The 10,978-nt window shown below is 43.3% G+C and carries 12 protein-coding genes; 2 read left to right on the top strand and 10 right to left on the bottom strand.

Going from position 1 to position 10,978, the window contains the following annotated elements; genetic code table 11:
- Positions 1-88 precede the first annotated feature (88 nt).
- The 6 genes from AB4351_RS21585 to napF all read right to left on the bottom strand — a co-directional run bounded on the left by AB4351_RS21585 (position 89) and on the right by napF (position 4,730).
- Entirely contained in the window at positions 89-226 is a 138-nt protein-coding gene (locus tag AB4351_RS21585; protein WP_010430103.1) for a TIGR02808 family protein, read from the bottom strand.
- An 11-nt stretch (positions 227-237) separates the two neighbouring features.
- Positions 238-819 carry a NapC/NirT family cytochrome c gene (locus AB4351_RS21580; protein ID WP_009845456.1) on the bottom strand — a complete coding sequence of 194 codons (582 nt, stop codon included), beginning with the start codon at positions 817-819 and terminating at the stop codon, positions 238-240.
- Between the two features lie 29 nt (positions 820-848).
- Positions 849-1,310 (bottom strand): nitrate reductase cytochrome c-type subunit, encoded by a 462-nt coding sequence (locus AB4351_RS21575; protein WP_017062614.1) that lies wholly within the window; start codon positions 1,308-1,310, stop codon positions 849-851.
- Positions 1,311-1,435: 125 nt separating this feature from the next.
- Positions 1,436-3,925, bottom strand: coding sequence for a periplasmic nitrate reductase subunit alpha (gene napA / locus AB4351_RS21570; RefSeq protein ID WP_372097373.1), 2,490 nt, complete (start codon positions 3,923-3,925; stop codon positions 1,436-1,438).
- Positions 3,922-4,227 carry a chaperone NapD gene (locus AB4351_RS21565; protein WP_017062612.1) on the bottom strand — a complete coding sequence of 102 codons (306 nt, stop codon included), beginning with the start codon at positions 4,225-4,227 and terminating at the stop codon, positions 3,922-3,924. The genes napA and AB4351_RS21565 overlap by 4 nt, the downstream gene beginning before the upstream one ends.
- A 23-nt stretch (positions 4,228-4,250) precedes the next feature.
- Complete coding sequence (napF, locus tag AB4351_RS21560; RefSeq protein ID WP_017062611.1) at positions 4,251-4,730, bottom strand: ferredoxin-type protein NapF; 480 nt, start codon at positions 4,728-4,730, stop codon at positions 4,251-4,253.
- 253 nt (positions 4,731-4,983) lie between these two features.
- On the opposite strand from napF, the gene narQ reads away from it, so the two are divergent.
- Entirely contained in the window at positions 4,984-6,714 is a 1,731-nt protein-coding gene (narQ, locus tag AB4351_RS21555) for a nitrate/nitrite two-component system sensor histidine kinase NarQ (RefSeq protein ID WP_372127132.1), read from the top strand.
- On the top strand, positions 6,701-7,333 hold the full coding sequence (locus tag AB4351_RS21550) for a response regulator (protein WP_008219279.1): 633 nt from the start codon (positions 6,701-6,703) through the stop codon (positions 7,331-7,333). Before narQ ends, AB4351_RS21550 begins: the two co-directional genes overlap by 14 nt.
- Positions 7,334-7,525: 192 nt before the next feature.
- On the opposite strand, the gene dcuC is transcribed toward AB4351_RS21550, so the two are convergent.
- The 4 genes from dcuC to AB4351_RS21530 all read right to left on the bottom strand — a co-directional run bounded on the left by dcuC (position 7,526) and on the right by AB4351_RS21530 (position 10,695).
- Positions 7,526-8,893 (bottom strand): anaerobic C4-dicarboxylate transporter DcuC, encoded by a 1,368-nt coding sequence (dcuC, locus tag AB4351_RS21545; protein ID WP_017062608.1) that lies wholly within the window; start codon positions 8,891-8,893, stop codon positions 7,526-7,528.
- Between the two features lie 377 nt (positions 8,894-9,270).
- Positions 9,271-9,522 carry a hypothetical protein gene (locus tag AB4351_RS21540; RefSeq protein WP_133151380.1) on the bottom strand — a complete coding sequence of 84 codons (252 nt, stop codon included), beginning with the start codon at positions 9,520-9,522 and terminating at the stop codon, positions 9,271-9,273.
- Between the two features lie 23 nt (positions 9,523-9,545).
- Entirely contained in the window at positions 9,546-9,746 is a 201-nt protein-coding gene (locus tag AB4351_RS21535) for a hypothetical protein (RefSeq protein WP_080582262.1), read from the bottom strand.
- A 232-nt stretch (positions 9,747-9,978) separates the two neighbouring features.
- Entirely contained in the window at positions 9,979-10,695 is a 717-nt protein-coding gene (locus AB4351_RS21530) for a GntR family transcriptional regulator (RefSeq protein ID WP_009845448.1), read from the bottom strand.
- Positions 10,696-10,978 lie beyond the last annotated feature (283 nt).

Here is a 10,978-nt window from a genome sequence, read left to right as displayed (position 1 = left end):
AACTTTACGGGGTCACTTCAAAATCAGTGGCTTTTTCGTATCAACTCATATCAGAATTATCTGGTAGAAGTTGATGGAATCTCGATTGTTAATCGATTTCTTTGTCTTTACCCATAGATAAAATCCAAAGAGATACGGCTGCAACACCTGCAAAGCCACCAAGAATGATAACTGGCATAGCGCTGTAACCTAGGATGTGCCAAATTACGCTTTCTAAAGTACTCATTCAAACGCTCCTTATTGCCAGCCTTCAACGCCGTGCATGTCTGGTAGTTTGTGTGCAATACCTTTGTGACAGTCTACACACGTTTTTTCACCAGAAGCTAGCGCAGTCGAGTGTTGTTTCGCACTACGGGGGCTCTGCTCTGAGAAGTCCATGTAATCGAACTGGTGACAGTTACGACACTCAAGTGAATCGTTCTTCTTCAATCGAGCCCATTCGCGTTCCGCTAGGTGAGCACGACGTGCTTTGAACTTTTCTTCAGTATTGATGGTTTTCGCAATAAAGTGTGCGTATAGCTCTTTAGATGCTTGAACCTTACGAACAATTTTATCTGTCCATTCATGAGGAACGTGACAGTCTGAACAGATAGCACGAACACCAGAACGGTTAGAGTAGTGAATTGTCTCTTGGATTTCAGCAACGATAGGTGCGTGACAGCCAGAACAGAATTCTTCCGTGTTGGTTGCCTCCATACCCGTATTGAATGCACCCCAGAACAAAAGACCACCCGAGAAACCCAAGAACAAAACAACGCCTACGGCTGCTTTGCTTGGTGTCGCAAGTCTTTTCCAAAACGCTTTAAGTAATTTTATCATATATAGCCTCTCTTACAGTCCGGCTACGATTAACGCAGTGAATCTACAGGTTTGAACTCGTTCTCAACTAGTGGCTTAGCATTAGCTTGAGGTACGTGACACTGTAGACAGAAGTAACGACGAGGTGATACGTCTGCAAGTACCGCATCTTCACGGTTCATGTAGTGAGTTACACTCACTTTAGTAGCACCCATTTCTTTTGCGTTTTTCCAGCTGTGGCAAGAAAGACACTTGTTAGCGTTAAGAGAAACTTCATAGCTACGAATAGTATGAGGCACTAGAGGTGGTTGGTATACGTAGTCACTCTCAAGTACTTGGTCACGAGGGAACTTTTTGAAGTCATCTGCTGCGCGAGTTGCTTCAAGTTCACTTGCACCACGTAGAGATTCTACGCCACCAATGCCGCCTGGGTTATCCAGTTCAGCTTCAGCTTGAACTGCACCAGCTAGCAAAAGACCAGCTGATAGTAGGGCAGTAATCAGTTTTTTCATGGTTAATTTCTCCGCCTAAAGGCTAATTCTTTGAGTGGACTACTTCTTTCAAAAAGTAACGAAAAAAGCAGTCGCAATATTAAAAACGTCAGATCTACGAGCTAAGTGGTAAGAACATATTGTCCTTAAGCGACCTTAGTGATCTTAACTGGACACTTCTTGTAATCCGTCTGTTTAGACAGAGGATCCGTTGCATCCAAGATCAACTTGTTGATCAGAATTCTTGCATCAAAGAATGGTACGAATACCAAGCCTTGTGGTGGACGGTTACGACCACGAGTTTCAACACGAACGCGTACTTCACCACGTTTGTTTTCGATAAGAACTTCATCACCACGGCGAAGACCACGAGCTTTAGCATCAGCAGGGTGGATGTAACAAAGTGCATCCGGTACTGCTTTGTAAAGTTCTGGTACACGACGAGTCATAGTACCTGTGTGCCAGTGCTCAAGAACACGACCTGTACATAGCCACATATCGTATTCATCGTTTGGTACTTCAGGTGGCGCTTCGTATGGTGCATTGATGATCAGTGCTTTACCATCTGGTTTGCCGTAGAAGTCCCAATCAGAACCTTTCTTAGCATATGGATCTGAACCTTCTTTAAAGCGCCATAGTGTCTCTTTACCGTCAACAACAGGCCAACGTAGACCACGAACTTGGTGGTAGCGATCGTATGGTGCTAAATCGTGACCGTGGCCGCGACCAAAGGCTGCGTATTCTTCGAATAGACCTTTTTGAACGTAGAAACCTTGAGCTTGTGCATCGTCGTTAAGCTCTTGAGCTTCAGACAGTGGGAATGCATCAACGTTGCCGTTTTTGTAAAGCACGTCGTACATGGTTTTGCCACGGTACTCAGGCATTTTCGCAACCAGTTCTTCACCCCAAACTTCTTCAATAGTGAAGCGCTTAGAGAATTCCATGATTTGCCATAGGTCAGACTTAGCTTCACCTACAGTTTTCACTTGTTGGTACCATGCTTGTGTACGACGCTCTGCGTTACCGTAAGCGCCTTCTTTCTCAATCCACATTGCTGTTGGAAGGATGAGGTCAGCCGCTTGAGCTGTTGCCGTTGGGTACGGGTCAGAACATACAATGAAGTTATCAGGGTTACGGTAACCTGGCAGACGTTCAGTGTTGATGTTTGGACCCGCTTGCATGTTGTTGTTACACATTACCCAGTAAGCGTTGATTTTACCGTCTTTCAACATACGGTCTTGAAGAACAGCGTGAGCGCCGGGTACCGGTGGAATGGTGCCTTCTGGAAGTTTCCAGATATCTTCTGCAATTTTACGGTGTTTAGGGTTAGCAACCACCATATCGGCAGGTAAACGGTGAGCGAATGTACCAACTTCACGCGCTGTACCACACGCTGACGGTTGGCCAGTTAGTGAGAATGGGCTGTTACCTGGAGTAGAAATCTTACCTGTAAGAAGGTGGATGTTGTACACAAGGCTGTTCATCCATACGCCACGAGTATGTTGGTTCATACCCATAGTCCAAAGTGACATTACTTTGATGTTTGGATCGGCATATTGCTTAGCCAGCTTGATAAGGTCTTCTTGAGGTACACCTGACATTTCAGACGCTTTCTCAACTGTGTATTCAGCAACAGACGCTTTGTAGTCTTCGAAAGAGATAGCAGTCATTTCGCCTGAGTTAGGGTTTGCGGCTGCTTTCTGTAGTGGATCATCGTCACGCAGACCGTAACCGATGTCTGTCGTTGCTTGCTTGAAGTTCGTGTGCTTGTTCACGAAGTCCCAGTTAACGGCATCGTTTTGAATGATGTAGTTAGCAATGAAGTTAGCAATTGCTAGATCTGATTGAGGTTCGAAGATGTAACCCGTGTCTGCAAGCTCGAAAGAACGGTGGTAGTAAGTAGACAGTACGTTTACTTTAACGTGTGGGTGGCTTAGACGACGGTCTGTAATACGAGTCCATAGTACTGGGTGCATTTCTGCCATGTTTGAACCCCACAGTACGAATGCGTCTGCGTGTTCAAAGTCATCGTAACAACCCATTGGCTCATCAATACCGAAAGTGCGCATGAAGCCTACTACAGCAGAAGCCATACAGTGACGAGCGTTTGGATCTATGTTGTTTGAACGGAAACCCGCTTTCATCATCTTAACGGCTGCGTAGCCTTCCATTACTGTCCATTGGCCTGAACCGAACATACCAACACCTGTTGGACCGTTCTTCTTCAGTGAAGCTTTCCATTTCTCAGCCATCACGTCGAACGCTTTGTCCCAAGATACGGGTGCGAAATCACCATCTTTATGGAACTCACCGTCTTTCATGCGAAGTAGAGGAGTCTCAAGACGGTCTTTACCGTACATGATTTTTGAAAGGAAGTAGCCTTTAATACAGTTAAGGCCTTTGTTTACAGGAGCTTCTGGATCGCCTTGAGTCGCAACCACTTTACCGTTTTGAGTACCTACTAGTACTGAACAGCCCGTACCACAAAAACGACAAGGCGCTTTATCCCACGTGATTTTTGTTTGATCAGAGCTAGCGATCAGGTTGGTTGCTGTTGCCGGTAGTGTTACACCTGCAACGGCTGCCGCTGATGCAGCTGCGTTTGCTTTCACAAACGCACGTCTTGTCATTTTCATACTTCACCCTCAAGTTGAGAATTGTTACTTCCAGTTTCTAAATCCGTTTCGTCGAGTCCAGTTTCGATTTGGTGATAAACCAAAGCTGTCCCCAAAACGTTCTTAATGTTGTTTATTGCTTCGATGGTGTCCGTTACAAAACCTTGGTTTTCAGTTTCTAGGACCACGATGATTTTGCCTTCAGGGCTATCTCCGTAGATTTCAGCGTTATCGAATTGATCGATCTCCGCTTTGATCTCATTTAGATGCTCAGGGCTCACATGCACGACTAAACTTGATATATGCACTTCATTTAGTGCCATAAATTGCTCTCGTTATTTTTGTTTTATGCATTACTCACAAGAATAGCCGAAGTAGGGCAAATTGCTACGCAGGCCCCACAACCGCTACACTCATCTAACTCGATTTTTGGTAGAGCAACACTGCCTGCTCTAAGTTCAAATTGAATGGCCATAGGTTCACACATGTCACCACAGCTTCGGCATTCAACATTTTGTTGCGCTAAACACTTATCAGAGATTTGTGCTTTTGCTTGCCAAGGCTCTCCTTGCTTTGGCTTAAAAATGGGTTCGGGACAAACATCTGCACATTGATAGCAGAACGTACACTCATCAATAGAGAAATCTACAGTGGGAAAACCACCATCGCCTACAATGATTATCTTAGTCTCACAACTCTCGATGCATTTACCGCAGCGAGTACAGTCATCTGTAAAGCTTTCTAGGCTGTCAATCCAAGGCAAACGAATCTGGCTTGAGTCAACTTTTCGTCTTGAAAAAAGACGGCGTTTTGATAGATCTACCACTAGATACCTATAGATGTTACTAAGATGTTGTAATTGTAGGTCATTATTCTATTAATATCTTGTAATGAGTCCTCACAAGTAGTGTAGTTTTAGAAACAATTGTATAAATACCCCCTAAGGGCTAATTGGGGGCATATATTGTCTTAGATCAATAAATTACGGAGCGAGTGATCACATATTGAATGGAGCTATGATTTTTGATGTGTGACAATACGATATCGCTGGCAAGTCATTTATCAATAGGAAGGCACTTTTGCTTATAAAACCGGTTTCATCTGTAACAAGTACGATAGCAAAATCTTTGCTCTCTATACTGCTGTTGTCGGTTGCTACGACTGGCTTTGCCATCTTTACTTTGGCTTCAAGTTTGAATGATGCGGAAGCGGTTAACGTGGCCGGTTCAATGCGAATGCAAAGCTACCGTTTAGCCCATGATATTCAAATAGAATCTGTCGATTATGAATCTCATATTCGTGAATTCGAAAGTTCTCTTTACTCGCCATCCATGACTAATTTGGTCAGTTGGAATGTTCCGACAGACATCACAGAAGATTACTATTTAATTATCGGCCGTTGGCATGAGCTAAAACAGGTCTTGAATAGCGAAGAGCGCGATCACTATCTCGTGTTGGTTGAAAACTTCGTGGCTGAAATCGATGGCTTCGTTTATAAGCTGCAAGAGTTCTCTGAAGACAAGTTAATAAAGTTAGCGTGGGCTGGTGGTATCGGCCTTGGTGGGATTCTGGTCATATCTCTTTTTGTTGTTCACTTTGTACGTAAACAGGTTGTTAAACCGCTACATGCTCTTGTCGGTGCGAGCCAAAGAATCAAAAACAGCGACTTCGAGGTAGAACTCAAGGTGACCAGTAACAACGAAATGGGCATTTTGACCAAAACCTTCAACTCGATGGCCAAAGATTTAGGCGTGCTTTATCGAAACCTTGAAGATGTGGTGGATGCAAAGACGATTGAGCTGCAAAATGCGAACCAGTCGCTGCAGGCACTTTATAACTCGTCACAAGAGCTCACGGTGACGCGTATTGCTCCTGAAAACTTCCGAGCTATCTTGCAGCATCTCGTGAGCTTGGAAGGGATTGGATCACTGAGGCTCGAGATTGTCGATAACTCAGGCCGTTCATTGATTATGGATGAAGGTTACGATTCGAATTTAGACTACGAAAAGTTTGAGATGAAACTCGACGATAACGAACTTATTCTCGGCTATTTATACTGTTCATATCACCACGGGCACTCAACTAAAGCTCTGATCGAAAGCTTCATTCAACTGCTATCGAGAGCGATCTACTACAATCGTGCTCAAAAGAAAGCTGAACAGCTTATTATCATGGAAGAGCGTGCCACGATTGCACGTGAACTCCACGATTCATTGGCTCAATCACTGTCGTACTTGAAAATTCAAGTTACACTATTAAAGCGTGTGATTGGCAAACTGCCAGAGCAACAGCACCGAGAGCAATCTGAACAAATCGCGTCTGAGATCGGAAACGGCTTAGCCGACGCTTATACCCAGTTAAGAGAGCTACTCACCACATTTAGGTTGACCATTAAAGAGGGCAACTTTGGAGACGCCTTAAGTACCATGCTTGAGGCGCTCAGCGAGAGAACCGATGCGAAGATTAACCTCACTAATAATCTCTCATCGATCGAGCTTGATGCGCATAGTCAGGTTCACTTGCTTCAATTGATTCGTGAAGCAACAATAAATGCAATAAAACACGCCAATGCCGACTTGATAGATGTATGCTGTATCGATGAGGAAGGTGAAGTATTAGTCGTGATTAAAGATAATGGAGATGGCTTTGACTCTAGTAGTTCCAAGACGAACCACTACGGGATGAGCATTATGCAGGAGCGTGCGGCAAGACTGAATGGCGACTTAACGATTGAAGCGGCTCAAGGTGAAGGCTGTACAGTCATATTGAAATATAAAAGTTTGAAGGAAGTTAAAGTTGACGATTTGTAAAGTAATGCTGGTTGATGATCATCCATTGATGCGCAGAGGTATAAGCCAATTACTGAGCTTTGAAGATGAATTCGAAGTGATTGCAGAAGCAAGTAACGGTACTGAAGCAGTCGCTCTTGCCCATGAAGAAGAACCTGATTTGATCCTTTTGGATCTTAATATGAAAGGCATGTCTGGACTTGATACGCTGAAAGCACTTCGTACTGATGGCTCAAGCGCTAACATCGTTATTCTAACGGTTTCTGATAGCCCTGCAGACATTGAAGCGATTGTAAAAGCGGGCGCTGATGGCTACTTGTTGAAAGACACAGAACCCGATGAGTTAATTGAACTGCTTAAGCAAGCACACAGCGGTGACAAGGCTTACAGCAGTGTGGTTGCTCGTTACTTAAATGATGCTGGTAGCCGCAATGATATCTTCGATCAACTGACTGAACGCGAAATGCAAATCCTTCAAGAAGTCGCGAAAGGTTACCGTAACAAGCAGATCGCCGATCACCTGTTTATTTCTGAATCGACAGTTAAGGTACATATGAAAAGCTTGCTGAAAAAACTGCAAGTGCCTTCTCGTACCGCTGCAACAGTTCTGTATCTAGAACGCTATGGTGAAATGAAGTAGGGCTTGTTCCTTTGAGATAACACTATTTCAAGCCTGACTGTTTATACATATCTCGATAGTTTTAACGATGTTGAGAAAGTGATATTAAAAAAGGCGCTGAACTTATTAGGTTCAGCGCCTTTTTGTTTACGCATTTTATATCAGTATTGGTGTTCGTTTGTTCTTCGTTCTTTGAGAATCGAAATTTAAGGCTTACGCCGACATTGGAACCAATACAAGCGTACCGAAGATAACCGTAATAAGACCACAGATTACGGGTACAGACGTACGTTTTACGACTTCAAATGGGCTGATTTTACCCATACCAGAAGTCGCTACGATTACGCCAGATACTGGTGAAATTGTACGACCTAGGTTCGATGCTTGAAGCATTGGGATGATTAGGAACGCTGGGTTCAAGCCCATTTTCGCCGCTAATGATGGAGCCAGTTCTACGAATGCATAGAAAGGTGCATTACCTGAACCTGTCGCAATTGCCGCAGCAACCGTTAGACCTGTGAGGATAAGCATCAATGCGATACCGCCTGCGCCTGCAGATTCGGCAAGACCGATTAGGTTATCAATTGCACCGATAGACATTAGACCTTGAGCAAATACGCCCGCCGCAACCAACAGCATTACCACGCCTTTGAACGCGTCAGCCATGCCTTGGTAGCAAGAGTCTAGATCTTCTAGTGTTTTCTCGCCGTCAAACTTCTTAACAACGTAATCGATAACTGCGCCTACGAAGATAGAACCTACCACAATAGTGTAGATATCAAGTGAAAGCCCTGGAATCGTACGACCGTTGAATAGGAAAACGCCGATGATAGGTAGGAATGGAAGTGCAGCGTAGAAAGCCGGCGCCGTTGTTTCGATTTCAGAAACGTCTACTTTTTCCATTGGTGTGTTTTCTTTCTTATCTAGGTATTTGTTCCAGAAGAAAGCCGCACCCGCCATCACGATGATCGCACAGATAGAAACAGGCAGTACCGTTTGAACAGCAAACACATCAAGAGACATGCCTGATTTTTCTGCCGCGATAACCACATCACCAGACGTTGGTGAAAGAATGATGGCTGCAGGTGACGCACAAACTGCAACTGCCGCTGGGCGAGAAATACCCATTGCCGTCATCATTGGGAATAGGGTTGCCATCAATAGCACACCAAGACCCGTTGCAGAACTTACTGCTAGAGACATCAGACACGCTACGATGTAAGCCGCAACAAGAAGTACATAGGGAGATTTGATCGCAGCAAGCGGTTTAGAGAACTGTTTCACTACCACGTTGTTAGCACCAATGTGCGTCATGTAAGAAGCAAAACCACAAAGAAGCATGATTTGCATGCCTAGGCCGCCCCCGCGGTACTGAAGCATGTATTTAACAAATTCTAGTGAGTCGGTAACCATGTTACCTGTTGAAGCTACCTTAGCTGGTAAGACTGTGTGACCAATAAGGCCGGTGATAAGAAGTAGGGCAAGGCCAGCAGTTAGTAATACACCCGCCGCTTTATAGCCTTTTACAATAAAGTAACCAACAGCAATAGTAATCACTAATCCGATCAAGAGCTCTAACATATAAATCTCCACAAAGTTTAAAAAATATAAGAAAGTGTTTCAGAATATGACAATGAATGTACAGAAAACTGCACTGTGGCACGAGGCATAGTTGAGGTTGATATGATCTAAGACAAACATTTTTTTCGATGTTAATTGTGGTTGTAAATCGTGAATAACTACTGTTGTTTAGATGTTAATAAACAAATTTTGTGGCTTGTTAGAATATAACTTGGATCACCTTTGGTTGTTCTATTTGCATATGGTGGTGTTGTTTTATAAATCGCGAGTATTTTTTGTACTTTGGAAGGAAACGTGTAACGAAGTGGGTATTTATCGGAGTAAAGAGGTGAGAATCTTAGCTTTTAAGCTTACTTACATTTAAAGATTACTTATGTTTAACGCCTACTTACTTCCCATAAGTAAGCGCTAAAACACAAGTTATAATAAGGCGATTCTTCAGCTTCTTCGTTTAACTCAGAACCTTCATTTAATACGACTTCGTCCTCGAGTACCACTTCTTCAACTTCTTCTGCGAATAGGGGCATAGAGAAAGCGATTAGAACTAAAGGTAGCTTTGGTAGGAATCGTGTGTATGAAATTGTATTTGCTAATGGGTGCGATGTTCGTGAGATAGTGTGTTTCGACATAATGGTTTTGTATATAAAGTGATTTAACACGACGAACTAAGTGTTAGTCTGATGAGTAGACAGTGATCGAATCGAACCGTTGGCATTGTCGGCGCAGGTTCCATCGCAATCGACTCCCAATTCATTTTTGGGGTCGGAATGGTATGCACGGATTGGATTAAGTGGAGGTGCTGATTGAATAAGCTCACTTCACTTACAGCGTCCTCAAGTTGTTTGGTATTCATCTACATTCCTGTCGACTGTTGTTCTTGTAATTTGGCGCTTAGTTTATGGTCAAAGCGCCAGAACAGTATTTAAATGAATGTGAATGATCTTTCGTGAGGTTACTTGATATTGGTTTAGGAATATTTGGGTAGGAAAGTTGGTTTTATGATTGAGTTAACAGCATAGAAACACAGAGAACAAGGCGCTCTCTGTGTTGGTCATTTTGCTATTATCGAAACTCGCTGATGAGCATTATCTCTGGCGTCTGGCGACCAAAGTGAATCGGTAATCGTTAGATGTGAAGTAGTTGCGGCTGTATTCAAATACTGTGTTGTTAGCTAGGTAACCACGAGTACGTTTTTCAATAATCGGTTGAGCAGGGTCAATACCTAACTGTTTAGCAACGTCTTCAGGCGGAAGAATCGGTACCAATTCCTGCTCACTTCGATCAATCACCATGCCTTTGGTGTTCTCAATAAAGTCGTATTTTGATGTCTGCATCACTTGATAGGTGAGATCTGGGAATAGAGCAACAGGTAACCAAGTTTCTTCAACCGTGATTGGATTGTTGTCTATGAAACGAACACGTTTTACGTAGAAAACCAATTCGCCTTCTTTGATATCTAAATGTTCAGACATCGCCAAAGAACACGGCTTCATTTCGAAGGCCAGAACTTCACTGTGTGTAACCACATCCAAATGCGCCCACTTTTCTTGAAAGCTCGACTGTTTGTAGATGTCGTAATTGATCTTGTTCTCTTTTACGTAAGTGCCGCTGCCTTGAACGCTTTCAAGCTCATCGTTTTCGATCAGTAGTTTCAGTGCTTGCCTAACCGTTACGCGGCTTACCGAGAATACTTCACGCAATTGCGCTTCCGTTGGGAGTGCTTCTCCAACTTTATATTCTCCAGAACTGATCTTTTCTCTTATTGCATCGGCGATTTGGCGATACATAGGGAGTCTTGCCATTTTTGCCTCATTTGTGCGCTAGGACAACTAGACTTTGATTAACAACCTGTACCTTAAATACGTAAATTTGCTCTATATAAGCTTTGCTTTAAAGGTTAGTGTGAGCATCGTATCGGCGTTTTGTAGTACATATAATACAAATTAAACGATACATAACAAGCTTTCTTAAAGGATTTACCAATACAGTTTTAAATACAAATTAAATACAAATATGTATTGATGAGATCGTGATCACGGATTAAATGTCTTGAGGTTGTATTATTCATCTCGTCGGCAGGGACGA

This window comes from Vibrio sp. 10N.261.51.F11, from assembly GCF_041471665.1.
Classification (GTDB): Bacteria; Pseudomonadota; Gammaproteobacteria; order Enterobacterales; family Vibrionaceae; genus Vibrio; species Vibrio crassostreae_C.
The sequence above is the reverse complement of the archived record's forward strand: the minus strand, read 5'-3'. Positions and strand labels throughout refer to the sequence as shown.

Excerpts from the sequence above, each read along its gene's own strand:
- AB4351_RS21535 (WP_080582262.1), bottom strand. The coding sequence starts at position 9,746 with ATGAATACCAAACAACTTGAGGACGCTGTAAGTGAAGTGAGCTTATTC.
- AB4351_RS21565 (WP_017062612.1), bottom strand. The coding sequence starts at position 4,227 with ATGGCACTAAATGAAGTGCATATATCAAGTTTAGTCGTGCATGTGAGC.
- AB4351_RS21575 (WP_017062614.1), bottom strand. The coding sequence starts at position 1,310 with ATGAAAAAACTGATTACTGCCCTACTATCAGCTGGTCTTTTGCTAGCT.
- AB4351_RS21580 (WP_009845456.1), bottom strand. The coding sequence starts at position 819 with ATGATAAAATTACTTAAAGCGTTTTGGAAAAGACTTGCGACACCAAGC.
- AB4351_RS21585 (WP_010430103.1), bottom strand. The coding sequence starts at position 226 with ATGAGTACTTTAGAAAGCGTAATTTGGCACATCCTAGGTTACAGCGCT.
- napA (WP_372097373.1), bottom strand. The coding sequence starts at position 3,925 with ATGAAAATGACAAGACGTGCGTTTGTGAAAGCAAACGCAGCTGCATCA.
- dcuC (WP_017062608.1), bottom strand. The coding sequence starts at position 8,893 with ATGTTAGAGCTCTTGATCGGATTAGTGATTACTATTGCTGTTGGTTAC.
- AB4351_RS21530 (WP_009845448.1), bottom strand. The coding sequence starts at position 10,695 with ATGGCAAGACTCCCTATGTATCGCCAAATCGCCGATGCAATAAGAGAA.
- AB4351_RS21540 (WP_133151380.1), bottom strand. The coding sequence starts at position 9,522 with ATGTCGAAACACACTATCTCACGAACATCGCACCCATTAGCAAATACA.